21 protein-coding genes and 1 tRNA gene are annotated in these 26,962 nt (G+C 65.2%); 8 read left to right on the plus strand and 14 right to left on the minus strand.

All coding sequences use genetic code 11. The annotated features are described in order from the left end of the window. Nucleotide 1 precedes the first annotated feature (1 nt). Nucleotides 2-1,036: a cysteine synthase A gene (locus tag QQL87_RS02490; protein ID WP_284415968.1), complete on the plus strand. Its 1,035-nt coding sequence runs from the start codon at nt 2-4 to the stop codon at nt 1,034-1,036. A 103-nt stretch (nt 1,037-1,139) separates the two neighbouring features. On the opposite strand, the gene QQL87_RS02495 is transcribed toward QQL87_RS02490, so the two are convergent. From QQL87_RS02495 to QQL87_RS02510, 4 genes are read right to left on the minus strand one after another with little or no spacing between them, the layout of a single operon-like run. After that, nucleotides 1,140-1,883 carry an amino acid ABC transporter ATP-binding protein gene (locus QQL87_RS02495; RefSeq protein ID WP_284415967.1) on the minus strand — a complete coding sequence of 248 codons (744 nt, stop codon included), beginning with the start codon at nt 1,881-1,883 and terminating at the stop codon, nt 1,140-1,142. Nucleotides 1,884-1,907: 24 nt separating this feature from the next. Then, complete coding sequence (locus QQL87_RS02500; protein ID WP_284415966.1) at nt 1,908-3,428, minus strand: amino acid ABC transporter permease; 1,521 nt, start codon at nt 3,426-3,428, stop codon at nt 1,908-1,910. 31 nt (nt 3,429-3,459) lie between these two features. Then, nucleotides 3,460-4,665 carry an amino acid ABC transporter permease gene (locus QQL87_RS02505; RefSeq protein WP_284415965.1) on the minus strand — a complete coding sequence of 402 codons (1,206 nt, stop codon included), beginning with the start codon at nt 4,663-4,665 and terminating at the stop codon, nt 3,460-3,462. Nucleotides 4,666-4,693: 28 nt separating this feature from the next. Then, nucleotides 4,694-5,710 (minus strand): amino acid ABC transporter substrate-binding protein, encoded by a 1,017-nt coding sequence (locus QQL87_RS02510; protein ID WP_284415964.1) that lies wholly within the window; start codon nt 5,708-5,710, stop codon nt 4,694-4,696. A 317-nt stretch (nt 5,711-6,027) separates the two neighbouring features. On the opposite strand from QQL87_RS02510, the gene metC reads away from it, so the two are divergent. Both metC and QQL87_RS02520 read left to right on the plus strand, forming a co-directional pair. Next, the gene (gene metC, locus QQL87_RS02515; RefSeq protein ID WP_284416431.1) at nt 6,028-7,221 is read left to right on the plus strand and encodes a cystathionine beta-lyase; all 1,194 of its coding nucleotides are present in this window, start codon (nt 6,028-6,030) and stop codon (nt 7,219-7,221) included. A 122-nt stretch (nt 7,222-7,343) separates the two neighbouring features. Beyond that, a complete protein-coding gene (locus QQL87_RS02520) occupies nt 7,344-9,038 on the plus strand; it encodes a Na/Pi cotransporter family protein (protein WP_284415963.1) in 1,695 nt (564 codons plus the stop codon). A gap of 163 nt (nt 9,039-9,201) precedes the next feature. On the opposite strand, the gene QQL87_RS02525 is transcribed toward QQL87_RS02520, so the two are convergent. From QQL87_RS02525 to QQL87_RS02550, 6 genes are all read right to left on the minus strand, one after another. Next, on the minus strand, nt 9,202-9,540 hold the full coding sequence (locus QQL87_RS02525; protein ID WP_284415962.1) for a lipid-A-disaccharide synthase N-terminal domain-containing protein: 339 nt from the start codon (nt 9,538-9,540) through the stop codon (nt 9,202-9,204). Then, nucleotides 9,534-10,277 carry a glycosyltransferase family 2 protein gene (locus QQL87_RS02530; RefSeq protein ID WP_284415961.1) on the minus strand — a complete coding sequence of 248 codons (744 nt, stop codon included), beginning with the start codon at nt 10,275-10,277 and terminating at the stop codon, nt 9,534-9,536. The genes QQL87_RS02525 and QQL87_RS02530 overlap by 7 nt, the downstream gene beginning before the upstream one ends. Nucleotides 10,278-10,370: 93 nt before the next feature. Continuing rightward, the gene (locus QQL87_RS02535; RefSeq protein ID WP_284415960.1) at nt 10,371-11,162 is read right to left on the minus strand and encodes a phosphatase PAP2 family protein; all 792 of its coding nucleotides are present in this window, start codon (nt 11,160-11,162) and stop codon (nt 10,371-10,373) included. Continuing rightward, a complete protein-coding gene (locus QQL87_RS02540; protein WP_284415959.1) occupies nt 11,163-12,905 on the minus strand; it encodes an ArnT family glycosyltransferase in 1,743 nt (580 codons plus the stop codon). A gap of 51 nt (nt 12,906-12,956) precedes the next feature. Next, a complete protein-coding gene (pbpC, locus tag QQL87_RS02545) occupies nt 12,957-15,071 on the minus strand; it encodes a penicillin-binding protein 1C (RefSeq protein ID WP_284416430.1) in 2,115 nt (704 codons plus the stop codon). 146 nt (nt 15,072-15,217) lie between these two features. Next, nucleotides 15,218-20,446: an alpha-2-macroglobulin family protein gene (locus QQL87_RS02550; RefSeq protein ID WP_284415958.1), complete on the minus strand. Its 5,229-nt coding sequence runs from the start codon at nt 20,444-20,446 to the stop codon at nt 15,218-15,220. A gap of 464 nt (nt 20,447-20,910) precedes the next feature. On the opposite strand from QQL87_RS02550, the gene QQL87_RS02555 reads away from it, so the two are divergent. From QQL87_RS02555 to QQL87_RS02565, 3 genes are all read left to right on the plus strand, one after another. After that, nucleotides 20,911-20,987: transfer RNA gene (locus QQL87_RS02555), tRNA-Arg, on the plus strand. Nucleotides 20,988-21,173: 186 nt separating this feature from the next. Continuing rightward, nucleotides 21,174-21,578 (plus strand): hypothetical protein, encoded by a 405-nt coding sequence (locus QQL87_RS02560; RefSeq protein WP_284415957.1) that lies wholly within the window; start codon nt 21,174-21,176, stop codon nt 21,576-21,578. A gap of 21 nt (nt 21,579-21,599) precedes the next feature. Beyond that, nucleotides 21,600-22,118 (plus strand): hypothetical protein, encoded by a 519-nt coding sequence (locus QQL87_RS02565; RefSeq protein ID WP_284415956.1) that lies wholly within the window; start codon nt 21,600-21,602, stop codon nt 22,116-22,118. 25 nt (nt 22,119-22,143) lie between these two features. Here QQL87_RS02565 and QQL87_RS02570 read toward each other — a convergent pair whose 3' ends face one another. The 3 genes from QQL87_RS02570 to QQL87_RS02580 form a co-directional block, all read right to left on the minus strand. Continuing rightward, a complete protein-coding gene (locus tag QQL87_RS02570; protein ID WP_284415955.1) occupies nt 22,144-22,428 on the minus strand; it encodes a hypothetical protein in 285 nt (94 codons plus the stop codon). A gap of 172 nt (nt 22,429-22,600) precedes the next feature. Further along, nucleotides 22,601-23,398: a hypothetical protein gene (locus QQL87_RS02575; protein ID WP_284415954.1), complete on the minus strand. Its 798-nt coding sequence runs from the start codon at nt 23,396-23,398 to the stop codon at nt 22,601-22,603. 258 nt (nt 23,399-23,656) lie between these two features. After that, nucleotides 23,657-24,115 (minus strand): DUF7919 family protein, encoded by a 459-nt coding sequence (locus QQL87_RS02580; protein WP_284415953.1) that lies wholly within the window; start codon nt 24,113-24,115, stop codon nt 23,657-23,659. 416 nt (nt 24,116-24,531) lie between these two features. Here QQL87_RS02580 and QQL87_RS02585 point away from each other — a divergent pair, with 416 nt between their 5' ends. Continuing rightward, nucleotides 24,532-24,774, plus strand: coding sequence for a hypothetical protein (locus QQL87_RS02585; protein WP_284415952.1), 243 nt, complete (start codon nt 24,532-24,534; stop codon nt 24,772-24,774). A 469-nt stretch (nt 24,775-25,243) separates the two neighbouring features. Here QQL87_RS02585 and QQL87_RS02590 read toward each other — a convergent pair whose 3' ends face one another. Then, nucleotides 25,244-25,618 (minus strand): hypothetical protein, encoded by a 375-nt coding sequence (locus tag QQL87_RS02590; protein WP_284415951.1) that lies wholly within the window; start codon nt 25,616-25,618, stop codon nt 25,244-25,246. Nucleotides 25,619-26,028: 410 nt separating this feature from the next. On the opposite strand from QQL87_RS02590, the gene QQL87_RS02595 reads away from it, so the two are divergent. Beyond that, nucleotides 26,029-26,766 (plus strand): FkbM family methyltransferase, encoded by a 738-nt coding sequence (locus tag QQL87_RS02595; protein ID WP_284415950.1) that lies wholly within the window; start codon nt 26,029-26,031, stop codon nt 26,764-26,766. Nucleotides 26,767-26,962: the final 196 nt, after the last annotated feature.

Here is a 26,962-nt window from a genome sequence, read left to right on the forward strand (position 1 = left end):
TATGGCCATAAGAAACGACGTCGTCGAGGCGATCGGCAACACGCCCCTGATCAAGCTCAAGCGCGCCTCGGAAGCGACGGGCTGCACCATTCTCGGCAAGGCCGAGTTCATGAACCCCGGCCAGTCGGTTAAGGATCGGGCCGGCAAATGGATGATCCTGGAGGCCGAGAAGCGCGGCGATCTGAAGCCGGGCGGTCTCGTGGTGGAAGCCACCGCCGGCAACACCGGCATCGGCCTCGCTGTCGTCGCCAACGCGCGCGGCTATCGCACGTTGATCGTGATCCCGGAAACGCAGAGCCAGGAAAAGAAGGACATGCTGCGGCTGTGCGGCGCCGAGCTGATCGAGGTGCCGGCCCTGCCCTTCAGCAATCCCAACAACTATGCCCATGTCGGCCGCCGGCTCGCCGACGAGCTGCGCAAGACCGAGCCGAACGGTGTGCTGTTCGCCGACCAGTGGAACAACCTCGACAACGCCAAGGCGCACTACGAGTCGACCGGCCCTGAGATCTGGGAGCAGACCGGCGGCAAGGTCGACGGCTTCATATGCGCCGTCGGCACCGGTGGCACGCTGGCAGGCACGAGCCGTTACCTCAAGGAGAAGAACAAGGACATCGTCACCGCCTGCGCCGATCCGCACGGCTTTGCGATGTACGAATGGTTCAAGAACGGCGTGGTCAAGTCGACGCCGGGCGACTCCATCACCGAGGGCATCGGCATCGGCCGGGTGACGCCGGTCATCGAGACCGCCAAGGTCGACACGGCCTTCCTGATCTCGGACGAAGTGGCGGTCCAGACCATCTACGATCTGCTGCTGCACGAGGGCCTGTGTCTGGGCGGCTCCAGCGGCATCAACATCGCCGGCGCCGTGGAACTGGCGAAGCACCTCGGCCCGGGCCACACCATCGTGACCATCCTGTGCGACTCCGGCAACCGCTACCAGTCGAAGCTCTACAATCCCGACTTCATGCGCGCAAAGAACCTGCCGGTCCCGGCCTGGCTGGAGCGGCGCAGCGGGATCAAGCCGCCATTCGTGTGAGAGCGAGTAGCGAGTAGCGAGTAGCGAGTAGCGAGAGGGCGTATTCCTCTAATCGCGATTCGCCACGCCCTATTCGCTACTCCCTATTCCCGATTCGCCCCACTCAGTGCCGCAGGATCTGGCTCAAGAACAGCTTGCTGCGCGCGTGCTGCGGGTTGGCGAAGAATTCCTCCGGCGTGTTCGACTCGATGATCTGGCCGGCGTCCATGAACACGACGCGGTTGGCGACCTCGCGGGCGAAACCCATCTCGTGGGTCACGACCAGCATGGTCATGCCCTCCTGGGCGAGGTCGACCATGGTGTCGAGCACCTCTTTCACCATCTCGGGATCGAGCGCCGAGGTCGGCTCGTCGAACAGCATGACCTTCGGATTCATCGTCAGCGCGCGCGCAATTGCGACGCGCTGCTGCTGACCGCCGGACATCTGGCCCGGATATTTCTGCGCCTGGTGCGGGATCTTGACCCGCTCCAGGAACTTCATCGCGGTCTCCTCGGCTTCCTTCTGCGGAATGTTGCGCACCCAGATCGGCGCCAGGGTGCAGTTCTCCAGCACGGTAAGATGCGGGAACAAATTGAAGCTCTGGAACACCATGCCGACCTCGCGGCGGACCTCGTCGACCCGCTTGAGGTTCGGGCCGAGGTCGATGCCGTCGACATTGATCTCGCCCTCCTGGAACTCCTCCAGCGCGTTGATGCAGCGGATCAGGGTCGACTTCCCCGAGCCCGACGGCCCGCAGATCACGATGCGCTCGCCCTTGGCGACGGACAGGTTGACGTCGCGCAGCACGTGGAATTCGCCATACCATTTGTTGAGGGCGGAAATGCTGACGATCGAATTTGCGGCCATGGATCTCTGACTCGATGATGCTGTTCAGTTACGCCGGTGCGCGTTCAGGCGACGCTCGACCAGCAGGGAGTAGCGTGACATGCCGAAGCAGAAGGCGAAGTAGATCATCCCGGTGAAGGCAAAGCCGGTGAAGGCCGTGGTCGGCGTCGCCCACACCGGATCCGCGAACGAGGCCTTGAGGCTGCCGAGCAGGTCGAACAGCGCCACGATCGACACGAGCGAGGTGTCCTTGAACAGCGAGATGAAGCTGTTGACGATGCCGGGAATGACGTGGCGCAGCGCCTGCGGCAGCACGATGAAACTCGTGGTCTTCCACCAGGACAGGCCGAGCGCGTTCGCCGCCTCCGCCTGGCCGCGTGGAATCGCCTGCAGGCCGCCGCGGATCACCTCCGCCATGTAGGCGCCGGAGAACAGCGCGACGCCGACCAACGCGCGCACCAATCCATCGATCCGCATGTTGCCGGGCAGGAACAGCGGCAGCATGTAAGTGGCGAAGAACAGCACGGTGATCAGCGGCACGCCGCGCACCAATTCGATGAAGGCGATCGAGAAGTAGCGGATCAGCGGGATCGTCGAGCGGCGGCCGAGCGCCAGCGCGATGCCGATCGGCATCGAGGCGACGATGCCGATCACCGAGACGACCAACGTCACCAGCATGCCGCCCCACAGCCGCGTATCGACGATGGGAAGACCGCCGCGATCCAGGCCCATGACCGCAATCACGACGGCGATGCCGACGAAGGTCGCAGCCGTGCCGATGACACTGCGCATCGCGCGGCTGCCGCCACCGATGACGTAAACCAGCGCGGTCACCGCGACCGCGGTGACCGCAAGATCGGTCCAGACCGGCTGCCGCGACGCCTGCAACAGGTCGCGCAGCCAGGCCAGGGGCGAGATCACCAGGGAGACGAGCATTCCGATCAGCACGACCAGCTTGCCGAGCAGCCAGAGCAGCAGGCCGGCGACCGGAACGTTGGCCCCAGCCCGAACCAGCGCATTGCCGCCGGTCTCGATGCTCTCGGCGAACAATGACAGCGCGCTTGCGCTCCAGCTCACACCGAAGCCGGCGAGGCCGCCGCCGTAGAGCAGGAAGAACGCGACCACCGGCAGCGCGAAGAAGAAGATGCCGGCGTTCAGGCCCTTGGCCGGCAGCCGCGGGATCAGCAGCGGCACGAGCAGCACCACCGACAGCACGTAGGTCAGGTTGACCCGCCAGCGCTCGGCCTCGGGATAGAAGCCGTACATGAACTGGCCGAACTTGGCCGAGATGTAAGGCCAGCATGCGCCGACGGGGTGCCCGGCGTTCTGGGCGAGGCACGCCTCGCGATCCTTGCCGACCCAGACGGCATCGACGAGCAGGAACTGGAGCGCGGGGATCACCGTGAACCAGATCAGCAGCGCGCTCAGCAGCGTCAGCAGAATATTGGTCGGCGAGTTCAAGAGCTGCGTGCGGACGAAGCCAACCAAGCCCGTGGTCTTGATCGGCGCCGGCCGCTCGCCGGCCATGTCCTGGCGAATGAAATTGGAGGCTGTGATGTCGGTCATGCGCCAAGTCTCTTCAACGCGCCAAGTCTCTTCATGCGCCAAGTCTCTTGCCAAGTCGCCAGCTGTAGAAGCTCATGATTGCGCTCGTGATCAGCGAAATCACCAGATAGACGCCCATCGTGATCGCGATGATCTCGATGGCCTGGCCGGTCTGGCTCATCGTCGTGCCGGCGAACACCGAGACCAGGTCGGGGTAGCCGATGGCAACCGCGAGCGACGAGTTCTTGGTCAGGTTGAGGTACTGGTTGGTCAGCGGCGGCAGGATCACGCGCAGCGCCTGCGGCACCACGATCAGCCGCAGCACGGTGCCGCGGCTGAGGCCGAGCGATAGCCCCGCCTCCATCTGCCCCTTGTGCACCGACAGAATGCCGCCACGCACCACCTCGGCGATGAACGAGGCCGTGTACATCGTCAGGGCCAGGGTCAGCGCGACGAATTCAGGAATGATCCGCGACCCGCCGGCGAAGTTGAAGCCCTTCAGCACCGGGACCTCGAACACCACCGGCGCCCCGAAGATCAGCACGACGATCAGCGGCAGGCCGATCAGGAGGCCGAGCACATAGGGCCAGATCCGGATGACGTGGCCGCGCAGAAACAGCTCGCGGCGCGCATGATAGCGCAACCCGATGGAGGCCACGATCGCGATGCCGAGCGCGATCAGGAACGGCATCAGGCCGGGCTCTTCGACCGGGCGCGGAACGATGAAGCCGCGGTTGTTGAGAAAGAATGTCGAGAATACCGAGATGCTCTGGCGCGGCCCCGGCAGGGCGGCGAGCACGGCGAGGTACCAGAACGTGATCTGGAACAGCAGCGGCAGATTGCGGATGAGCTCGACATAGGCGCCAGCGACCCGTGACAGCAATCCGTTCGGAGACAAGCGGCCGAGAGCGATGAGCAGACCGAGGATGGTCGCTAGCACGATGCCGATCACCGACACCAGCAGCGTGTTCAGGATGCCGACCATCAGCACGCGGCTGTAACTGTCGGAGCCCGAATAGGAGATCAGGGCCTGGTTCACGTCGAACCCGGCCGTGTTGTCAAGGAATCCGAAGCCCGACGTGATGCGCTGGGCTGCCAGATTGCTGCGGGCGTTGGCTACGATCTCGTAGCCAACCCACACCAGGACTGCGACGAACAGGATCTGCAGGATGATGCCATTCCATCCTGCCTTGCCGCCGAGCATGCGCTTCAGCCGAAGCCCATATTGCGCAGGCGGTAACCTCGCTTCGATGCTCATTCGCCGCAGCCCCGATATCGTGCAGTGATCAGCGGATCGGCGGTGCGTACTGCAGACCACCCTTGTTCCAGAGCTGGTTCAGACCACGTGCGATCTGGAGCTTGGAGCCGGCACCGACGTTACGCTCGTACATCTCGCCGTAATTGCCGACCGCCTTGACGATCCGCGAGAACCAGTCCTTGGTCAGACCGAGCTGCTCGCCGAGATTGCCGTCGGTGCCGAAGGCGCGCTTGAAGTCGGGCTTGTCGGACTTGGCCATCTCGTCGACGTTCGCCTGGGTGACGCCCATTTCCTCGGCCGTGACCAGCCCGAACAACGTCCACTTCACGATGTCGAACCACTGGTCGTCGCCATGACGCACCATCGGGCCCAGCGGCTCCTTCGAGATGACCTCGGGCAGCACGACGTGATCGGCCGGATTGGCGAGCTTCAGGCGCTCGGCATAGAGGCCCGAGACGTCGGTCGTGAACACGTCGCAACGGCCTGACTCATAGGCCTTGACGGTCTCGTCGGCGCCGGCGAACGCGATCACCTCGTACTTCATCTTGTTCGCCTTGAAGTAGTCGGCGAGGTTCTGCTCGGTCGTGGTGCCGGTCTGCACACAGACCGAGGCGCTGTTCAGCTCGAGCGCGGAGTTGACCTTCAGGGCCTTCTTCACCATGAAGCCCTGGCCGTCATAATAGGTGATGCCGGCGAAATTGGCGCCCAGCGAGGTATCACGCGACAGAGTCCAGGTCGTGTTGCGCGACAGCACGTCGACCTCGCCCGACTGCAGTGCAGTAAAACGATCCTTGGCGGACAGCGGGACGTACTTGACCTTGGTCGGATCGTTGAAGATCGCGGCGGCGACGGCGCGGCAGACGTCGACGTCGAGCCCGGTCCAGTTGCCCTTGTCGTCCGGGTTCGAGAAACCGGGCAGGCCCTGGCTGACGCCGCAGGCCAGCATGCCGCGATCCTTGACGGTCTTGAGCGTTTCGGCGTGAGCGCCGACGCTCGCCAGCACTGGGGCGAGAGCAAGAGTGAGAGCCAGAGTGACGCGTTTCATAAATACAGCCTTTCGCGGGTCGTCCTTGGGGAGCGATGAAATCTCAGCGCGTAGGGGGGCCCGACCAGGATCCGCTTCTGCAAACGCCATACCAACAATATGGCGCACGCCATGCACAGCTGACCCGTGCATGCGAGATGAAGCGGAAATCGCGGCAAGCCCCTCAACGTGCAGCGATCGAATTGCGCCAGCATCACAGAACGACTGGCGGTCCGGGTCAAGGGGTTGACGGCCCTGTTCTGCATTCTGTTATTAACGACCGCAGTCCTGCCCGATTTGCGCTGTCCGGGCTGGCTTTAAAGAGAAAAGACACACGAATGGCATCATCGAACGACCCCGCTGCGGCGGTGCGACAAAAGGCCGAGACGCGGCTGATCACAGCGGGACGGGACACGCGGGCGCAGCACGGATTCGTGAATCCCCCGGTCTTTCATGGCTCGACCGTTCTGTATCCCACGGCCGACGACCTGCATGCGCATCGCGGCGAATTCCAGTACGGCCGCCACGGCACGCCGACCACGAAGGCCCTGCAGCAGGCGCTGATGGCGCTTGAAGGCCCGCAATGTGCAGGCGTCGGCATTGCGCCGTCGGGCCTCGGGGCCATCTCGACCACCCTGCTGTCGGTGCTCAAGGCCGGCGACCATGTGCTGGTCTGCGACAGCATCTATCGTCCCACCCGCAATTTCTGCAACGGTATGCTGGCGCGCTACGGCGTCGAGACGACGTATTTTGACCCTTTGATCGGCACAGGAATTGAGCAACTGCTCAAACCGAATACACGCGCCGTGGTTGTCGAGGCTCCGGGCTCGCAGTCCTTCGAAATGCCGGACATTCCGGCGATCGCTGCGGTCGCGCATGCGCATGGCGCGCTGGTCATCGACGACAACACCTGGGCGACGCCGCTCTATCACCGCTCGCTCGACCAGGGCGTCGACATCAGCATGCAGGCGGCCACCAAATATATCGGCGGCCATTCCGACATCATGTTCGGGACCATTTCGGCCAATGCGAAGGCGTGGCCGCTGATCTCCGAGGGCATCCGCCTGCTCGGCGTCTGCGCCGGACCGGACGACGTGTTCCTGGCCTTGCGCGGCGTGCGGACGCTTGGCGTGCGCCTGGCGCAGCATCACCGGTCGGGCCTGGAGATGGCACACTGGCTCGCCGCGCGTCCCGAGGTGATCGAGGTGCTGCATCCGGCGCTGGAAAGCCATCCGGGCCACGCGATCTGGAAGCGTGACTTCACCGGCGCCTCCGGCCTGTTCAGCATCGTGCTGCAACCAAAGCCGCAGGCCGCCGTCGACGCCATGCTCGACACGCTCACGCTGTTCGGCATGGGCTATTCCTGGGGCGGCTTCGAGAGCCTGGCGATCCCGTTCGACTGCGCGAGCTACCGCACCGCGACCACATGGGCACCCGGCGGTCCGACGCTGCGGCTGCACATCGGCCTCGAGAATACCGAGGATCTCAAGGCCGATCTCGATCGCGGCTTCGCCGCGTTCAACGCCGCTTGACCACGCCGCCCGCAGGGGCGGAGCGCCGCTTGATCGGGCAACCGGGGCCGCCAAATTGGCGTTGATCCCCAGCCGATTGGGCGTAGCCTTGGTCTGAAAGCAAGCGGGAACGAACGGGAATCATGGTTCTGCTCGATCTGATGGGTGGCGTGGCGCTGCTGCTGTGGGGCCTTCACATGGTCCACAGCGGCATCCTGCGTGCCTTCGGCCCGGATCTCAGACTGCTACTGTCGCGGGCGCTGCGGAACCGTTTCAGCGCGCTCGCGGCCGGGCTCGGTCTGACCGCGCTGCTCCAGAGCAGCACGGCGACGGCGCTCATCACCACCTCCTTTGCCGCGGAAGGCCTGGTCGGCCTGATCCCGGCGATGGCGATCATGCTCGGCGCCAATATCGGCACCACGCTGATCGTCCAGGTGCTGTCGTTCAACGTCGCAGCCGTCGCGCCGATCCTGTTCGTGCTGGGACTGGTGGCGTTTCGCAGCGGGCCGCGGTCACGCATCAAGGACCTCGGGCGGGTGTCGATCGGCCTCGGCCTGATGCTGCTGGCGCTGCACATCCTGATCGACACGCTCGCGCCCGCCGAGGAGGCGCCGGCGATGCGCGTGTTCATGCAGGCCATCACCGCCGATGTCACGCTCTGCATCATCTTTGGCGCCGTCGTCACCTGGATCGTGCATTCCAGCGTCGCCAGCGTGCTGCTGGTGATGTCGCTGGCCTATGCGCATTTCATCACGGCCGATGCGGCCATGGCGCTGGTGCTCGGGGCCAATCTCGGCAGCGCCGTCAACCCGGTGTTCGAGGGCGCGCGGCGCGACAATCCGGCGAGCTATCGCCTGCCCGTCGGCAACCTCCTGAACCGAATCATCGGCGTCGCGCTGGTCGCCCCGTTGCTGCATCCGCTCGCGGCGCAGCTCCAGCTCTGGCAACCGGATCTGTCGAAGCTGACGGCGCAGTTCCACATGGCCTTCAATCTCGGCACGGCGGTGGTGTTCATCGGCCTGCTCGGCGGCTTGGAGAGACTGCTTGTCAGACTGTTCCCGGACCGCCCAGCCGAGATCGATCCGGCCAAGCCGCGCTATCTCGACGAGACCGCGCTCGAAACCCCGTCGCTGGCGCTCGCCGACGCGGCGCGCGAAGCGCTGCGCATGGGCGATCTGGTCGAGACCATGCTGCGCAACGTGATGACGGCGATGATGACCAATGATCGCGGACTGGTCGATCAGGTCTCGCGTGCGGACAACGTCGTCGACCGGCTGGATGAGGCGATCAAGCTGTACATCACCAAGCTGACCCGCGGCAGCCTGGACGAGCGCGAGGGCAAGCGGGCGATGGAGATCATCTCCTTCGCGATCAACCTCGAGCACATCGGCGACATCATCGACAAGAATCTGAGCGAGCTCGCGACCAAGAAGATCAAGCGCAGGTTCCAGTTCTCGACCGAGGGCGCCGACGAGCTGCAGGCGTTCCACCGCCAGATCATGGAGTCGCTGCGCATCGCGTTCGGCATCTTCATGTCGGGCAATGCCCAGCAGGCGCACCTTCTGCTGGACCAGAAGGCCGAACTCCGCAATGCCGAGCTCGGCGCCACCGAGCGGCATCTCGAACGCCTGCGCGAAGGCCGCTCCGAGACGCTGGAGACGACGTCGCTGCATCTCGACGTGCTGCGCGACCTCCGGCGAATCCACTCGCACATCTGCTCGGTCGCCTACCCGGTGCTGGATGCGGCGGGAGAAGTTGCGACCCGTCGGAGTGAGGTGGCAGACAGCGTATCGCCTGTCGCCCTGCCCGCGTCCTCAGCCCAGCCGCTGCCGCGCTGAGCGGGATTCGTCCTGTCAATCCAGCGGCGCTTACCGGTTACCAATGTCGAGATTCCGAGTTCAAGGCCTGCGGCCTTGCCCCGGAATGACGGTGGGTGTGGCTTGTTGGTCGTTCGCGCCCGTCGACAGCGCTCAAGGTCATGAAGCTGACCGCCGCCCCCACTCAGTTGCTGAGCGTCTGCGATTCGCGCTGGCGGTTCTTGAAGATCAGCATCACGTTGCGGACGTAGATGACGTTCGACAGCAGCTGCCCGAAGATGATGACCGGCTCGCGCTTGACGAGGCCATAGATCAGCGTCATCAACCCGCCGCCAATCGAGAAGAACCAGAACGCGAGCGGCACGACGCTTTTTCCGGCGCGCTCGCTCGCAATCCACTGCACGAGAAAGCGGGCCGCGAAGGCGAGCTGCGCGGCGAGGCCGAACACGAGCCAGAAATCGAACTTGGCGATGAAGATGTCGTAGAAATAATTGCTGAACGCCTGTCCGAACTGAATCAGCATCTCGTCACCTCGATCGCGACCGGTGTCGGCTTCTTGCGGCGGATCAGCCACCACACGCCGGCGAGATCCATGATCCCGATCCAGAGCCGGTCGAAGAATCCGTAGTTCGACACGCCCGAATGCCGGGGACGGTCGATCACGTCGATATAGGCGATGTCGTACCCCTCGCGACGCACCAGGGCCGGCAGGAAGCGGTGCAGGCCATCGAAATACGGCATCATCAGGAACACGTCGCGGCGAACCGCCTTGAGGCCGCAGCCGGTGTCGCGCGTGCCGTCTTTCAGCACCGCGTTGCGGATCTTGTTGGCGAGCCGGGACTGCAGCTTCTTGAAGCCGGTGTCCTTGCGCCCAACCCGCTGTCCGGCCACGAGCCCGACACCGGCCCCGCCCTTTTCCAGCGCCGCGACGAGCTCGGGAAGAAAGGCAGGATTGTTCTGCCCGTCGCCGTCGAGCGTGGCGACGATCCCGCCCCGGGCCGCGCGAATACCGCTCCTGACCGCCGCGGATTGCCCCGACGATTTCTCATGACGCATGACGCGCAGGTTCGGACGCCGCGCCATCTCCTCGGCGAGCCGCTGAGCGGTCTCGTCGGTCGAGCCGTCATTGACGTAGATGATCTCGTACGGCCACAGACCATCGAGCGCGGCTGCGATCTCGGTGATCAGGGGCGTGATGTTGCCGGCCTCGTTGCGCACGGGAACGACGATGGAAACGGCAACGGGGGTTTCGCTCGACAAAATCAGACTCGTGATGGGGTGATCGGACCGGTTCCTGCCCCGGGCACTGCGGTGGAGGCTTATTATGGGGCTTGGGGCCGCCTATCAACCCCCCTAGCGCGGTACGATTCGGCCGTCCTTACCCAGGCGGAAGCCGAGCCGGCGTGCTGCGAACCAGTAGCGGACGAGCATGGCGCAGGCGAGGCCGACCACCGCGCCGGCCACCACATCGCTGGGATGGTGGGCCAGCAGAACCAGCCGGCTGAGGGCGATGATGACGGCGTAAATGAACATCGGAATGCGCAGCCGAGGCCAGATCGCCGCCACGGCGAAGGCCAGAGCGAACGCCGTCACCGCATGGGCCGAGGGCATGCTGAAATAGGCCGGCGTGCCGTTGAACGGGTCGAAATTGAACGCGTTCGCCTTGCCGCCGACGAAGGGGCGGCCGCGGCCAATGATGTATTTCAGCACTTGGGCAACCAGCACGGAGCTGAGCAGCGCGAAGAAGAGAAACTGAACGTGCGTGGCGAAGTTCAGCAGGCGGCTGCGGGCGGCTTCAGGCCAGAGCGGCACGATCAGGATCGTCACCACGACGCCGGCGGCCAGCAGACCGAGCACATACTCATCCTGGCCGAACTCGGTGACGATGCGCCATGGCCACAAGCTCGGGGTGCCCCGCGCAGGCATCAGTCCGATCTCGGTGGCGTCGAACGCGATCATCAGCACCAGGACCGTGGCGAGACCGATGCCGACGAGCACCAGGAGCTGGCGCCACAGCTGCTGCCGGCTCGCGGCATCAGGCGCCGCCTGCGGCCGCCGCACCAGCCGTCCGATCGAGAACTTCCCGACCAGCGCGAGCTGGGAGAAGTAGCCTGCCGAGGACGACGACGTGCCGGGCGCGGACATCTACTCGGTCCCTTCCGAACGATAGATCGCGATCGAGACCGGGCGCCCTTGCGAGATGTTGTAGCCGTCGATGCGCCTGGCGACGTTGTAGCGCAGACCGATGGCCTCGGCCCGCTGCACGAACGCCCGCTCGGTGCGCTGCTCCACCAGGGCGAAGCGGCAGGTGCCCTGGCTGAGGAAATCCGCGGCCCCGGAGCCGTCCGTCAGCTGCGTCGACGTGCCTGCCATGAACACGAGACTCGGCTCGTGGAAGCCTGCGGCCGCCGCCTTCGGCCCGACGCAGACGACGTTGCGCAGCGCGCGCGCAATCTCGGCGCTGGGGAACAGCGGCGTCAATGACGGCAGCACCGCGCCATAGACGGCGAAGGCGAGGAACATCGCCGCCACGCTGGCATTCAGCAGCGAGCGCTCGGCGCGGCTATCGTCGTACAGCCACCATGCGAACAGGCCGAAGATCAGCGACGCCGCGACGAACGGCCAGGCGAGAAAGGCCGGCTGATGCGTCACGATGATGGCGCCGATCACCGCGATCACCGACGTGATGGCGGGGATCGCGAACCACCAGGCTGCACCGCGGCGCAGCCAGGAGCGCGACAGCACCCGCCGCTCCAGCGCGCCGACCGTGAGAATCGCGATCGCGGGATACAGCGGCAGCACATAGTGCGGCAGCTTGGTCAGCGCGGCCTCGAACACGATCCAGGACGGCACCAGCCAGGCCAGCAGGAACTGCGCGCCGGGCTCGCGGCGTGCGCGCCACACCGCCGGCGCGGCCATCACCGCCAGCGGCGCGCCGGGCCAGAACGTGATGAAGAACAACAGCAGATAGAGGCCCGGCGGCGCACCGTGGGATTCCTGGGCCGAGATCTTGGCGAGCATGTCGCCTCCGACCGAATCCGCAAAGAAGGCATCGCCGGCGCGCAGGAAGATCAGCACGAACCAGGGCAGCACCAGGACCAGCATCCACATCAGGCCCCACAGCGGACGCAGACGCCACAGCCAGTTCGCGCCACGGTCCATGATCGCGAGCGCGATGATCGCGAGTCCGACCGGCATCAGAATCAGCGGGCCCTTGACCAGGATGCTGACGGCCAGCGCCGTCCAGAAGATCGCCGGCGGCCCCCAGGGCGGATGTTCCGGATCCTCGCCGCGCTGCCACGACAGATAGACGCGCGCGAGCGCGCCCATGGCGGCCACCACGGTGAACAGCAGCATCGCGTCGGTCTTGGCGAGCCGGGCTTCGGCGCCGAGCAGCACCGAGCAGCACATCAGCAACGCCGCGAACACCGCACCGCGCCGCGTGACGAAGGCAAGCGCGGTCCAGTAGGTCAGCAGCACGGCGCCGATGGCGCCGATCAGGGAGGGAATCCGATAGACCCAGATGCGCAGCTGCGCGCGCGGCAGTCCGAGCGCGGACGCGGTCTCGACGGCGGCCGATTGCAACCAGTAGATGCCGGCCGGCTTCTTGTAGCGCACGTCATCCTGGAAGCGGATGTCGACGTAATCGCCGCTCTCGACCATCTGCTTGGTGGCCTGCGCGAAGCGCGCCTCGTCGCGGTCGATGGCCGGAATCGTGAAGAAGCCGGGAAGAAACAGCAGCAGGCCGCAGACGAGCAGGAACGCGACGGCCCTGGCATGGCTCACGGTGACGGCATCGATCATCCGCACCAGCCGACTGCCCGGATTCACCAGGTTCTTCGGCTCGCGCGGCTCTCCAAAACGGGGGCGGGCATAGGTCTCGACCATGGGGTTCCGAATACGCTGAAACCGCCATGCCGACAACCGCTTAGCGAACGGTCACTGGATTCTGACCACAACTGTGTCCGCAGCGCCCGTGGCGTCGATCACGGTGAGGCGGGCAAAGCCCGGCCCGGGCGGATCGATCAGGCGCTGGCGCCGGCTGTCGATCTCGCCGACCGGCAGGCCGTTGACCAGCATCGTCAGCGGCAGCACGCCGCCGGAGACCTTCACGGGCATGACCGCCGCCTCTGTCCCCGCGGAGCGGTCGACGTCGATGTGCGATCCGTTGAGCGGGAACTGGATGTGCGGCGCCTGCTCCGCGCCGCTGCGCACCAGCTCGCCGATCGGGCGGAACCGGCGCAGCGGCAGCGGCAACTTTGAATTGCTGGCGACCAGCGCCCCCTTGGGCGGCTTGGGCAGCGCCGCCGGCAGCTTGCCGCTGCGTGCGAAGGCGTCGAACAGGATGGGCGCGGCCGCGACGCGCCCGATCAGGCCGGGCACCGGCGCGCCATCGGGGCGGCCGACCCAGACGCCGATGGTGACGCGGCCATCGAAGCCGACCGACCAGGCGTCGCGATAGCCGTAGCTGGTACCGGTCTTGAAGGCGATTCGGTTACGCGCTGCGTTCTCCGGCGGCGGCGTGCCGAGCAGCACGTTGCCGACCTGCCAGGCGGCCGCGGCATCCATCAGCCGCAGCGGCTCGCGCGCGTCGTCACTGTCCATCATGATCTCGCGCAGCGGCTTCGTGGTGCCGAGGCGCGGGAATCCGGCATAGAGCTGGGCAAGATCCTGCAGCGTCACGCCGACGCCGCCGAGGCCCATCGCAAGACCGGGCGCCTCGTCTTTCGGCAGCACCAGATTGCCGCCGGCCTGCTTCAGCCGCGACGACAGCCGGCTGGCGCCGACCCGGTCGAGCAGCACGATGGCCGGCACGTTCAGCGACAGCTGCAGCGCCTTGCGCACCGGCACCGTGCCCTGGAACGTCATGTCGAAATTCTCCGGCGCGTAGGAGCCGAAGCGAACGGGGCGGTCCTCGATCAGGCTTTCCGGATGGACGAATCCATCCTCGAAGGCGAGGCCATAGATGAACGGCTTCAAGGTGGAGCCGGGCGAGCGCACCGCGCGGGTCATGTCGACCTGCCCTGCCCGTTTCTCGTCGAAATAATCCGCCGAGCCGACATGGGCGAGCACGTCACCGCTGTCATTGTCGACGACGATGAGGCCGATCGAGACGTTCGGTCCCAACGCCATGGCGCGGTCGCGCGCCAGCGGCTCCAGCACCTTCTGCAGCGAGGCATCCAGCGTCAGCCGAATGATCGGCTGGTCCTTCACGACAGCGGTCGCCTGATCGGCTGCATGCGGCGCCAGGACCGGCATCGGCTTGCGCAGCGCCGGCACGGCTTGCGCCTTGGCCTGCGCAGCGTCCTCGGCCGAGATGACGTTCTCCGCCACCATGCGGTCGAGCACACGGTCACGGCCGCGGCGCGCCGCCTCCGGATGCCGGTCGAGCCGGCGCGTCTCCGGCGACTGCGGCAGCGCCACCAGCAGCGCGGCCTCGGCAAGCGACAGCCGCTTCGGCTCCTTGCCGAAATAGCCGATCGAGGCGGAGCGGATGCCTTCGAGATTGCCGCCAAAGGGGGCGAGCGTGAGATAGAGATCGAGGATCTCGTCCTTGCTCAGCTTCCGCTCGAGCTCGAGCGCGCGCACGATCTGCCTGAGCTTGGCGTGCAGCGAGCGCTGCCGCCGCGGCTCGAGCAGCCGCGCCAGCTGCATCGTGATGGTCGAACCGCCGGAGATGATGTGGCCGTGCGAGCCGAGCTGGATCGCGGCCCGCGCCAGCGCCCGCGGATCGACGCCGTAATGCTCGAAGAAGCGCTGGTCCTCATAGGCCAGCAGCAGCTTCAGATAGGTCGGATCGATATCCTTCTTCGCGCTGACCGGCAGCCGCCACCGCCCGTCCGCCATCGCATAGGCGCGCAAGAGCTTGCCGTTGCGATCGACCACCGTGGTGGAGACCGCCTTGGCTTCGCGCAGCGGCAGCGGGCCGAGGGAGATCGTGTAGGCGACAAGTGCGAGTGCGACCACCGCGACCAACGTCAGCGCAAAAGCCAGCAGCCGTTTGGCGCCCCGCCCTCTCCTCCCGTCATGGCCGGGCTGGTCCCGGCCATCCACGTCGTTCGGAGCGTGCGGAGCGAGCGTGGATGCCCGGGCCTTCGCCGCGCCGAAGCGGCTTCGGCCGCGCAGGCGGGTCAAGCCCGGCCATGACAACGGAGAACGTAGCTCCGTCATCCGTCCATCACCGCTCGTCTCCCGCTCGCTCATTTCGCCGCGCGGACCTCCACCGAACCAGTGCCGGTGCGGCCGTAGCGCGAGGGATTGTACATGTCCTCGACATAGGCCTGCGGCAGCACGTATTTGCCGGGCGACACGGCGCGCACGACATAGGCGACGGTGAACACCGCCTTGGAATCCGCGGCGCGGTCGAGCGCGGCGGTGAAGCGGTCGTCGCGGAACTCGGTGTTCACAGGTTCCTGGCCGTCCTCGATCCAGTCCAGCGTGCCGCTGTCGCCCGACGACACCAGATGCGGATTGTCGATCTCCAGGCCCGCCGGCAGATAGTCCGACACCATGATGTGGCCGTACTCCGGCTTCGCCTCGGTGACCTTCAGCACGACGGCGAAGCGGTCGTTCTGCTTCGCCGTCTTGATGTCGACCGGCTTGCCGTCCAGCGTGTAGTAGCTGCGCTCGATCTTGAAGCCGTTCGAGGCCGCCGGCTCCGGCGTCAGCGGCGAGCCGGAGACCGAGACGACCGCCTGCACCGGCGCTTCGCCGGTGTTGGTGATCTTCAGCGGCTGGCCTGAGAGCTCGGCCGCCTTGTAGCTGCGGTACAACGCGGTCTTCACCGCCTGGCCGTTGACGTCGATCGTCAGCGTCTCCTTGGCCAGCGCGCGCGCCGCCAGCACCATCCACGCATTCTCCTGCGTCGAGGTGTACGGCGTCAGCCCACGGGCGGCTTCGACGCGGGCCACGGCCTGCGTCAAGGTCGCACGCGGCGCATTGCCCTCGCCGGCCAATGACACCAGCGCGGCAGCGTCGCGCAGGTCGGAGCCGTAGTCGGTGCGGCCGAACACCAGCACCGGCTTTGGCGCGAGGCTGTCGGCGGCTGCCGCATAGACCCGCTCGGCGCGGGCGCGGTCGCCGACCAGCGCCAGGGCCGCTGCGAGCTGCGCCTTGGCGATCGGAGTTGCGAGATTGCCGAGCTTGGTGTCGGCGAGATAGCGCAGGTCGCCGATCGGCGCCGCGCCATTGCGCGCCAGCACGTAGAGGCCATAAGCGAGATCGCGGCCTCCCGTCTTCTCCGGCTCGGGAGCATTGACCACAGAGTTCCTGACGCGGTCGAGGGCGCTCTTGAACAGCACGTCCGGCACCGCAAAGCCCTTCTCGCGGGCGCGGGTCAGGAAATCCGTGACATAGGCGTCGAGCCAGGGATCGTCGCCGCCGGCCGACCACAGGCCGAACGAGCCATTGGATCCCTGCCGCGCCAGCAGCCGGTCGATCGAGTCGCGGATGCGCTGGTCGACCTCGGTGTCCATCGCGAGATGCGCGCCCGCCGCGAGCTCGTTGACGTAGAGCAGCGGCATCGCGCGGCTGGTGATCTGCTCCGAGCAGCCATAGGGATAGCGGTCGAGCGCCTTCAGGATGGTCGCCGCATCGAGCGCCGTCGACAGCCCCGCCGACAGCGACACCGTGCCGGTGCCCGCGACGAGATCGGAGAACATGTCCGACGTCAGCGTCAGGCTCTCGCCCTTGGCGAGCGTGCGGATCGAGCGCCGCGCCAGCACCTGCGTCGCCGGCTTGACGTCGAGCTGATAGTGCCTGTTCAGGCTGAGCCCGTTCGGGCCCTTGATGTCGACATCGAGCTGCGCCGTGCCGGTGCCTGACGCGTCCAGCGGCAGCGTCGACGACGCCCGCTGCTTGGCCGCGAGCTTCATGGTCACATTGGCATTGCCGGACACCTTGACCGGGCCGCTCGCCTTGACGGCTACGACATAGTCGCCGGGCGCGCCCTCGACGTTGTCGACATCGAACGACAGCGTGCCGCGATCACCACTCAGCAGGAAGCGCGGCAGGGTCGCCGTCAGCACCACGGGATCGCGCACGGTGACGTCGATCGTGGCGCGGCCGAGCTTGGTCGCGCTCCACGCCACCGCCATCACCCGGGCGGTGCCGGCGAACTCCGGAATGTCGAATGAGACCTCCGCCGTGCCGTCTGGCCCGACGGTGACGATGCCGGAATACAGCGCCAGCGGCTTCTGCGTCGGCGGCGAGCCCTGCAGCTCAGCGCCGCTACCGTCACCGCCGGAGCGGATCTGGCCGCGCGAGCCCTGCATGCCGTCGATTAATTGCCCATAGAGATCGCGGATCTCAGCCGAGAGCTGGCGCTGGCCGAGATAATAGTCGTCCGGCGCCGGCGGCTTGTAGTTGGTGAGGTTGAGGATGCCGACATCGACCGCGGCGATCACGATCTTGGCGTCCTCGCCGGGATTGAGGCCGCCGACCTTGACCGGGATCTTCAACGCCGAGCCCGGACGCACCAGCGCCGGCGGGGTCAGCGCGACATTGAGCGTGCGCACTGATTTGTCGATGCCGAACCAGGCCAGCCCAAGCGCGCGGCCCGGCATGCGCTGCGCGGCCGCATCGAGCGGACGGCGCAAGGTCGTCACGACATAGGCGCCGGTGCCCCAGTCCTTGCCGACCGGAAGCCTGACCTGGCTGGTGCCCTCCTTGACCTCAGTCGTCTGCGTCGTCAGCAGCCGGTCGCCGAGCACGTTCACCGTCAGCTTCCCGGCGGTACGCGCATTGACCGTCACCACCATCGTGTCGCCCGACTGATATTGCGGCTTGTCGAGCGAGGTCTCCAGCAGATCCGGCGTATCGGCGCTACCCTCGGTGTACCAGCCGACGTCGAACTGCAACGACGTGACCGGACCATCGGCATCCGCCGACTTGACGTCGAGCCGGTAGCGCCCAGCCTCCGGCTGGAAGCTCAGCCGCGTCGGCTTGCCGGCGGCGATGGCGACGTCGCCGTCACCGACGCGTTTCGTCGACTTCACCGGCTCATAGGCCCAATAGGAATTCTGCCGATACCATTGGTAGCGCGACTCGATCTTGAGGAGCTCGTAGCGCAGCCCATTGCGCGCCAGCGTCTTGCCCTCCGGCGAGACGAACACGACATCGAACTCGGCCTTGTCGCCCTCGCCGACGCTCTTGCCCGCAAATGACGGCTTGATGCCGATCTGCGCCGCCTTCGGCGCCACCGGGAGCACCAGCTTGCGCTCGACGGCGCGGCCGCCGGTCTCGGCCATGCGCACATAGATCTGCGCCTCCTGTGGCCGGCTCGAGGACGGCGGCTTCGGCAGACTGACCGGAAACGTCGCCGCGCCCTTGTCGTCGGTCTCGGGAAGCCCCTCGATCGGGGTGCGCTCGTTGGAGGCGCTCTCCTCGTCGGCGACGCCGAACTGATAGCCGGAGAAGCCCGGCCGCTCCGAGGCGGTGGTGACCAGCAGGTCGCCTTCGAGCTGCAGCCCGGAGGCCGGCGCGCCATACAGGAAATGGCCGTCGACCTTCACCTCCACAGGAGTCTCAGCCTTGATCTGCTTGTCCTTGGACGACAAGTCGAATTCCAGCCGCTCGGGAACGTAATCCTCGACCATGAAGGTGGTCTCGCCGACCGCATTGCCCTTGGGGTCGGTAAAGGCGCGCACGCGATAGGTCCCGCTCGGCACCGCCGAGTTCAGCGGCACGCTGAACGAGCGCCCGCCGCCGCCCTGGTCCGGCAGCACGGCGCGGCGGAACTCGACGCCATCGGGACGCTCGACGACGAGCGTCAGCGGCGTGCCGGTCATGGCGTTGCCCTTGCCGTCGCGCAGCAGCGCGGTGAGGTAGACGGTCTCGCTGGAGCGGTAGACGCCGCGCTCGGAATAGACGAAGGCGTCCGGCCCGGCCGGCGCCTCGCGGCCGGCGACGCCACGGTCGGAGAGATCGAAGGCGGTCGTCTTCAGGCTCAGGAAGGCATAGTCGGTCTTCTCGCCCGACACCGTCAGCATGGCCGGCGACAGCCCGCCCTCGCCGCGCGCCAGCCCGGTCTCGAACAGCGCATGGCCGGCCTCGTCGGTCTTGCGGGTCGCCAGGATCTCGTTGTTGCGCGCCACCAGCCGCACCTCGGCGCGGGCCACCGGGTCGGTCGAGGCCAGCGAATTGACGAACACGTGAATGCCGTCATTGCCGGAGAAGGCGGCGACGCCGAGATCGGAGACGATGAACCATTGCGTGGCGAGCTGGCCGCTGTCCTCGTCATTGCCGCCGCTGGTCGGCCCCTTCGGCGCGGCCGTCATGACATAGACGCCGGGCTGCATCTCGCTGATGGCCTGGTCGACCGGGAAGGCGGTGGTGACGTCCTGGTTCAGGGTCATCGCGGTCGTGAGCTCGCCGCTCCACACCTTCATGCCGCGCTGGTCGCCGAGATCGCCGAGCTGGTAGCTCGACAGCGGCCGCTGGAAGTCACTCTCGACCACGGTGTTGATCAGATTGCGGTCGCCGATCCGGAACACGTTGATGGTGACCGCCGGCGTGTTGACGCTGACCAGCGGGATGCCCTTCTGGCCGGTGCGCGGCAGCACATAGGCCTTGCCGGTGAAGCGCACGAACGGCTTGCGGTCGCGGACATAGATGTTGAACTCGGCCGATTTCGGCAGGCTCTCCTTGACGCCCGACGGCAGGCCGGCGCGCAGATTGATGTTGTAGCGCTCGCCATGCTTGAGGCCTTCGACGCAGAGCTGCTTGTCCTCCGACGTCAGCGCCGGCTTGTCGTTGCTGGCCTGCGCCACGAACGGCGAGAAGTCGGTGCGCTTGGCGAGATCCTCGGAGAACTGGAAGCAGGCGCGCGGGCTCGCCGAGTCCGAATCGACGGTGTAGTCGAGCAGCTTGAAGCCGTGCTCGTCGCGCATCCGCTCATACTGTCCCCGGACATCGGCGACCTCGCGCAAATCGAGCGACATGCGCAGCGTATCCAGCGCCGGCCGCCACAGCTTGCGCTCGGCCATGGCCTTGCCGAGCACGGCGAGCGCGTCGGCCTCCTCGCCGGCATTGCCGGCGCGCTGATAGGCGATGTAGGCCGCCGTCGAGGCCCGCTCCAGCAGGAAGGTCCGCTCCGACGCATTGGCCGGCCAGATCTGGGTCAGCACGGTGCGCGCCAGCCGCAGCCAGTTGCCGGAGTCGTCGGGCGCCGCGGTCGCGATCTGCCCGAGGACCTGCAGCCCGGTGCGCAGATCGTTGCGGCGCAGCGCCGCGTCGGCGTCGGTGCGGAGCGTCGCGAGCGGCTTGTTGACCGCCCCCGCCTCGCTCTTGATCTGGGCCTCCAGCTTGATGGCGGCGTCCGCCAGATCGTCGCGCTTGAACGCCTTATCGGCGGCAAGGGCAGCACTGGCGGAGGCGAGGCCAAGCACCAGGGTGGCGCAGAGGGCGACGGCGCGAACCAGACCGGTCATGGGCAGCTCCTTGGACGTTTCCTTGGACGTGTCGTCAGCCGGCTCGTCGGCGCGGGCGGATGGCGATCCGTGTTTGGCCGATTCGTGGCGAGAATGGACGCGAAATGGTGACGGACTGATGGCAATGGTTGCAGCGGCCAGCATAGCGGCCCACCGCGGGGGCGGCCATCGGCGAACGGGCACGGCCGGAAAAATGGGGTCATCAACGGCAATTCACAGCCTGCAGCATATCGGCACGGCCCGCGGCGGCCGTTCATCCGCCACCGCTGGCGCAGGACCCGGGGGCATGCGCCCTCCTCCCGCCTCCGCTTGGTCGCGTCTGGCCCGGATCCGGTTCGGCCGCTCTTGGCGAAACCGAAGATTTTTCCTATGAACCCTGCTATGGATGCCGCGACCGGACGGGCTTCACGGCCCCGCGGCATTCATCCCGTGACGTCATCGCCTGACGCTCACGCCGTGACGACGGTCCCATAGCTCAACTGGATAGAGTAGCGGATTTCTACTCCGCGGGTTGCAGGTTCGAGTCCTGCTGGGATCGCCAATAAAGTCAATAACTTAGATCACATTTATCAATCGACTTCGTGTTGCGCATGCTGCGCAAAATTCCCATGTAATTCCAACAACTCCCCTGCACTCCCGGCTCCTCGGCGCGACATCGCGACATTTCTCCACAGCCAACGCGGCCTAGCGCTTTCAACAAGATCAAAACCTGCGGTAGCATCACCGCATGGAATACATCCGTTTCGCAGTCAAATTCGCTTCGATTGCCGTGCTGGTCGCGCTCGCGAGCCTCTGCGCGTATCTCGTGATGAACGGAGACATTCCGGCTCCCGACATCGAGGCTATCGGGAAAAAGATTGCACCTTCACTCGCGGTCGGTGCTTCCGTTGCTCTAGTCCTGGTAATTGCTGTTTGCGCGGTTTTGACGGCCGTGGCTCCGTTCGTCTTTGCAGCAAGATCGGGCGATATATTCACCATTGTGGTGAGCGTCGTAGCGCTGGTTCTTTGCTTCACCCTGCTGATCAACAGTCGCACGGTCGTCGATCAAGTACTCGCGGGCATCATTTATCTCACAAGCGCTTTGGTTTCAGTAGTGATGTACTCGACTAAGGTAATCTCACGCACTCGTTAGTTGAATTTCCTGGAGGTTAGCATGCAGGTGATCGTACCGGGACGTATCCAAGATTTCTCGTCTATTAGACCAGGCGATTTTTTCATGTATCTGGTGGAAGATAAACAGCATTGGGGCATGCTGACTCACGCGAACGATCAGACTGCCCCGCTTTCCTTTACAGAACCGAGCGACAAGGACTCTCCGGTCCCATGTATTCATGACTCATCGTCTTTCCTGGGTCGAGCCGTGTTTGTTTTCCCGGGAGCCGAAGCAAGGCCAGTTTGGCCGCTCGTTACCAGGGGTGGAGCGCCCAAATCAAACGAAGGATTTGGCTCGCTCGTTCAGGTTTCGGGAACCACATTGTTGCGCGTAAAGGGAGCGCGCAACAATTGGGATGTAAATTTAGCGGATGGCAAAGCTCAGAGTGCCAGCGTGAACCCCAACGCTACGACCATTGTAAATTGGGAGATCGGACTTTGGGACGAGCGAGCATTCGAGTTCAAGCAGATCTTGCAATTCCCTCGGTTGACTACAAGGCGAACCGAACTTCGAGCTTGAGGCTTGGCGGCCCGCCACATGGTCGTCACACCCGAAATTCTTCGTGGGTGACCGTGTTCGAATTCGTCGCCATCCAAAGCGCGATTGCAACCGACAGCACAAGGTCGTCATGCGCGCCGACTCGTGCGGCGTAGGTCGTGCGGCCGGCCTCCGATATCTTCCGCTTGAAGTCCTTCAGTTCGTCCTTGAGCGCCGCGGCGTCGTTCGCGGCGGCTGCGATGCGAATTACGGTGACAGTGCATAAAATTTGGCGGTGCCTCTGTCGCCGAGTTTTATGCACTGTCGCGGTAACTGCCTTTTTCACGACCAAGGTAGCTCCGAGACTCGTTGCATCCAGGCCGGCGCGACCATCGCGGCCGAGAACGGGGCGAGGCCACACCAGCTCAAGGCCGTTTTCGGCTGGAAGACACTGTTGCAGGCCGCACTCTACACAAAGACGGCGCTCCGACCGGCCGCTAGCCACGCTTGAGGACGACAAGCAATCAGGATTGAGCTTTACCCGATTGATCTACAAAACCGACTTTAAAGAGAGCGCGGATTTTGGCTCCCTTCGTAAGGTTTACGCATCCTGACATAGAAAAATTCGGTAGCGGCCGACCATCCGCCACACGCACCAATGGATGACCAGGGCAGCCGAACACCCCGCGCACCTTTACGCTCGTTCTGTTGATAAAATGAACAAACAAAATTTCATCACCGTCACCGTTCTTGATAATCAGCTTCGAAAGATCATTGTCGCGGCTGATTTGAGCGCGCCCGGATAGCGCTTGAAACTCGTTATTCTTGATAGTGGCGATCAGACGTCCCATCGAATCGTAGAGCTCGGCCCCGACCGAAATACGATCATCCTCCTTCTTGATAGTAACGACTGGACATTGCCCGACCTCCAGCACCGTGACCTCCATCGGGTCGGCGATCTGAGCTGTACCGCCTGCAAATATCCTCCAGGCGGTCGTAGTCTCAGGAGCTGGACATGTGTTCGGCGGGTCTTCACTTCGTCCTGGAAACAGCGTCCCACCTTGCTGCGTATCGGGCGGAGATGGCTTTACAGGGTTCTCGGGCAGTTGAAAGACGGGACCATTGTAGATTGATCCCGAATTATTGTTTCCAGCGATACCCTGATTATTCTGAACCGAGACGTTTTGGACAGAGCTTGATGGTTTCAGGTAGTTGAGCGCACCGAAAACAAGAGCAACAACGAACGAGCATCCAGCTAGGATTAAACCTATCCTCGAATACCGCCTTGTCAGAGAATGAGGGGGAGGTGCTGTTTCGGACATGCAAAACGATAGCACAACCAAAGGCGTTCAGGAACTAAGGTCCCGATCCCGGATGAATCCCTCCGAGCGCCCTACCGTTTGGAATGTCCGTTCTGGTGGGCCATATTTGTTCAAGACCAGGAGCTTCGAGAACCGGCGCATCGAGGCGAGCGTCCCCGGACGCACTCACAGGCTTCGCAGGCCGGCGCGATCATCGCGGCCGAGGGCGGGACGACAACCGCACCAGCGCATGGCCATCAGACGCCTCTACTCTCTCCTTCAGCAGATTGTTGATGCCCACTCCAACCCACGCGTTCTCAACGCCTCGAAATATGCGTCCGACGGAGGGCGCGGTCCGGTCCGCAATGCCGCTAGAAAGACATCGGGCGGCTTGTAGCGATGCTGGCTGATGTAGTGATAGATCATGCTTGGCGCGGCATAGGATTGCCCTGAAGGGCCGATCACTCTGATCTCCGAGTAGCCGAGCTTCAGGGTCTCGCCATTCCGCGTCACGCGGAATCCCGCCGAACTGAGGTCCGAGCAAAACTCGCAGGAGTGCAGGCCCCGCGTTGCGCAAATCGCCAGCTTGCAGTGCGCCCAAAGCAGATCGAGATCGCCCTCCAGGGCTTGTCCGGTTTCAAACGCGTGGCCGAGGGCCAACCAACCGACGTTCTGCGCGCCAGGCACCGCGTCGCAATGTCCGTATTGATAGGGAGAGAAATCGCGAAAGTAGGCCATCTCGCGAGAGCACCATGCGGAGGCGATGTGTGCAAGGCGTCTTCATGACTCGGCGAACCGGCGATCGGTCAGCTCAGGCAGAATAGCCCCTGCTCTCGGGGCGCACCGTCGGGCCAGGATCCTCACGATCGTGCACGTCGCCAAGATCCGGGCCGCCGCAATCGTGTCTCCGGTCGCGACACTGATCTGGTCCTTCAGGATGGGACCGCCGCCACCCGCCGATGGCTTCGAGGCTCGGCACGACGCCGACGATGCCGGTCACGTCGTCCCCCGGCGATTGTCCGCGCTTACAGGCACCTCTCTTGCGCGAGGGCGCGGACCGGTGCTATCGTAGCGCACCTTATGGTGCATAGACGTTTGCCGTTCAATTTCGATTGGCTTTGAGAATTTCATTCAACATGGCGCGCACGGGCTTATTGGCTGCCGCATTGGCGATCCTGATCGGTCTTGCGTGGTTCGTCGGTCCGCCCCAGACCGCAGTCACCTGCACTCGCGGCTCCACCGCCGGACTGACCACCGGCTGCGAGCCCGCGCCACGGGCGCTGACGTTCGAGGACATCATCCCGACCACGATTCCGCCGGGCCCGCCGACACCCGGCCCGCGGCGCCTGCCCAATCCGGTGATGTCGGCGCTGCCCGAGACCGCCGCCCGGCGCTGACGCGCCCACACGCGCGAAGCCATCGATGGACCGCGGGCGTGACGACGCCGGACCTCGAGCCGCGAACACTCTCGCAGACGACCACGAACGGCGGGAGAGGCACGGACGAAACTGCCCGGCCGCAGGTCATCCGCAGCCGGGCATCGACTAGACGGCCGCCCCCAACGTCCTTGTCGTGGTCATACGGTCAGCTTGACCCACGCTGTCATCGTCCGCCCCCCGGTCCGGCCTCCGGCCGGCCGGATGACCGGCTCCGACGGACGATCCCTTACGCCGTGACGCTTCGGATCTCTATCGTCTGCCGCGGAGGATTGGATGCCCCGCATTCGCGGAGCATGACAGCGTTGGAGACGGCGAGAGCTCATCCCGCCACCGCTTGCCGGTTTCAAGCAAACGGTCGTCTCGAGACGGAGTGCCTCATCGCGGCACCCGTCCCCCGCCCGGCGGACGATCCGCCCTCGCCGTCACATCATCCCAGTCGCGACCACGCATTCAGACTGCCCGGGTTGGGGACACCGCGCAGCGCGGTGCCCTGGGCCGTCACGAAGGACGATGAGCCGTCGAGGAAGTTCTGATTGTACGTCGGGATCCGGGTCGCGAAGACCTCGATATTGCCGCCGACCGGATGAATCTCGACCTCCTGTCCGGGCGTGGCGACCGCGGTGAATGCGACGGCATTGTTGCTGTCGTCGATCCTGTTGACCAGGAAGATCACGCGCCTGAAATTGTTCGGCGGGTAGATAGCGGTGGCGGTCGATGCCGACGTGCCGGCGGCATTGACGACGACGATCTGCGTGTCATCGGCGAAGGTCGAGACGGTGTTGTCGTAGATGATCTTTTCCATGAAGTCCTCAAGGTGACGAAGAGAGCCGGCCGCAGACGCGCAGCCACGTCGCGGCTCTCGACCGACGCGGCAACGCCGACAACGACGCGCCGCCGCAGACGGACGCGCGCGCTGTCGAACCCGATGAATGATGAGGAAGATGAATGATGAGGAAGCAGGCTCCGCCGTCGCCGAGAACGGGTCGGACGATCGAAGCCAGGGTGGCATAAGACGCTTGATTTGCCCGACGACGCAAGCGGAAATTTCTGTCTTTCAGAACCATCCTCATGCGCGCGCCTGCGGAGCTGACGTCGCTCGCCATCATCACGCCATGCTGCCGCCCTGCCCCTCATGCATGTCTGAAATTGTCCGTGAGCGATCGAGCTGGCGCGCAACACCCTGCGCCGTCGTTTGCCGGCATGGGGGCAGGCTTGGCGAAGCACGAAGCGTCTCGGTTTCTGGTGAGAGTTTTGCGGTCGCGCCTGCGCGACCATCGGACCGAGCTGTCGCAACTGCGCCAGCAGATCAGGCCGGGCGACATCGTCTGCGACGTCGGCGCCAACAAGGGCAGCTTTCTCTATTGGCTGGCGCGCTGGTCGGCGCCGGGACGCCTCGTCGCCTTCGAGCCGCAGCCGGATCTCGCAGCCGGCCTGGCGCGGCTCTGCCGGCAGTTCTCGCTCGACAACGTGGTGATCGAGCCGCGGGCCGCCTATTCATCCTCAGGCAGCAAGACGCTGTTCGTTCCCGATGGCCATCAGCCCGGAGCGTCCCTGCTGCAGCCCGCGGAGACGTCGCAGGCGATCGAGGTGCAGACCGTCGCGCTGGACGACTATCTCCCTGACAACCGACATGTCTCGGCCATCAAGATCGACGTCGAAGGCGCGGAATTGGATGTCCTGCGCGGCGCCGAGCGGACCCTCTCCCGCTGCCGCCCGCTGATCGTCGTCGAGTGCGATCGCCGCCTCGCGTCGCTGGACCGCGTCATGCAGACGTTTTCATTGCTCACGGGCCTCGGCTATCGGGGCGAGTTCCTGAGCCGGGGCCGGCTGCTGCCGCTGTCGGCGTTCGATCCCGAGGTTCACCAGCGCGCCGACGGCGAATGGTTCTGGAAGCGCAAGGACTATTGCAACAATTTCGTGTTCCGGAGCATGGAGCCGCGCCCGTCCTGACGCGCGGCAGATTGGCATCCGCCGGCGTGAGGCGATCGCGACGAGCAGGCCCGTCCCGGGCATGACCGTGCGGAAGGCGCCGACCTCAGGCCCGGATCATCACATGCGAGAGCTCCGCCCCTGCCGCGAAGGCGATCCGCGGGCCGCTCGAAACCATTTCCTCGCCCCGACGAAAACGTCCTGAAACACGGCACCG

The sequence above is a fragment of the Bradyrhizobium sp. SSBR45G genome (assembly GCF_030159255.1).
GTDB lineage: Bacteria > Pseudomonadota > Alphaproteobacteria > Rhizobiales > Xanthobacteraceae > Bradyrhizobium.

What these genes read in the sequence shown, in the direction of transcription:
- QQL87_RS02490 (WP_284415968.1), top strand. Translation starts at nt 2, where the DNA reads ATGGCCATAAGAAACGACGTCGTCGAGGCGATCGGCAACACGCCCCTG.
- QQL87_RS02495 (WP_284415967.1), bottom strand. Translation starts at nt 1,883, where the DNA reads ATGGCCGCAAATTCGATCGTCAGCATTTCCGCCCTCAACAAATGGTAT.
- QQL87_RS02500 (WP_284415966.1), bottom strand. Translation starts at nt 3,428, where the DNA reads ATGACCGACATCACAGCCTCCAATTTCATTCGCCAGGACATGGCCGGC.
- QQL87_RS02505 (WP_284415965.1), bottom strand. Translation starts at nt 4,665, where the DNA reads ATGAGCATCGAAGCGAGGTTACCGCCTGCGCAATATGGGCTTCGGCTG.
- QQL87_RS02510 (WP_284415964.1), bottom strand. Translation starts at nt 5,710, where the DNA reads ATGAAACGCGTCACTCTGGCTCTCACTCTTGCTCTCGCCCCAGTGCTG.
- metC (WP_284416431.1), top strand. Translation starts at nt 6,028, where the DNA reads ATGGCATCATCGAACGACCCCGCTGCGGCGGTGCGACAAAAGGCCGAG.
- QQL87_RS02520 (WP_284415963.1), top strand. Translation starts at nt 7,344, where the DNA reads ATGGTTCTGCTCGATCTGATGGGTGGCGTGGCGCTGCTGCTGTGGGGC.
- QQL87_RS02525 (WP_284415962.1), bottom strand. Translation starts at nt 9,540, where the DNA reads ATGCTGATTCAGTTCGGACAGGCGTTCAGCAATTATTTCTACGACATC.
- QQL87_RS02535 (WP_284415960.1), bottom strand. Translation starts at nt 11,162, where the DNA reads ATGTCCGCGCCCGGCACGTCGTCGTCCTCGGCAGGCTACTTCTCCCAG.
- QQL87_RS02540 (WP_284415959.1), bottom strand. Translation starts at nt 12,905, where the DNA reads ATGGTCGAGACCTATGCCCGCCCCCGTTTTGGAGAGCCGCGCGAGCCG.
- QQL87_RS02550 (WP_284415958.1), bottom strand. Translation starts at nt 20,446, where the DNA reads ATGACCGGTCTGGTTCGCGCCGTCGCCCTCTGCGCCACCCTGGTGCTT.
- QQL87_RS02560 (WP_284415957.1), top strand. Translation starts at nt 21,174, where the DNA reads ATGGAATACATCCGTTTCGCAGTCAAATTCGCTTCGATTGCCGTGCTG.
- QQL87_RS02565 (WP_284415956.1), top strand. Translation starts at nt 21,600, where the DNA reads ATGCAGGTGATCGTACCGGGACGTATCCAAGATTTCTCGTCTATTAGA.
- QQL87_RS02575 (WP_284415954.1), bottom strand. Translation starts at nt 23,398, where the DNA reads ATGTCCGAAACAGCACCTCCCCCTCATTCTCTGACAAGGCGGTATTCG.
- QQL87_RS02580 (WP_284415953.1), bottom strand. Translation starts at nt 24,115, where the DNA reads ATGGCCTACTTTCGCGATTTCTCTCCCTATCAATACGGACATTGCGAC.
- QQL87_RS02590 (WP_284415951.1), bottom strand. Translation starts at nt 25,618, where the DNA reads ATGGAAAAGATCATCTACGACAACACCGTCTCGACCTTCGCCGATGAC.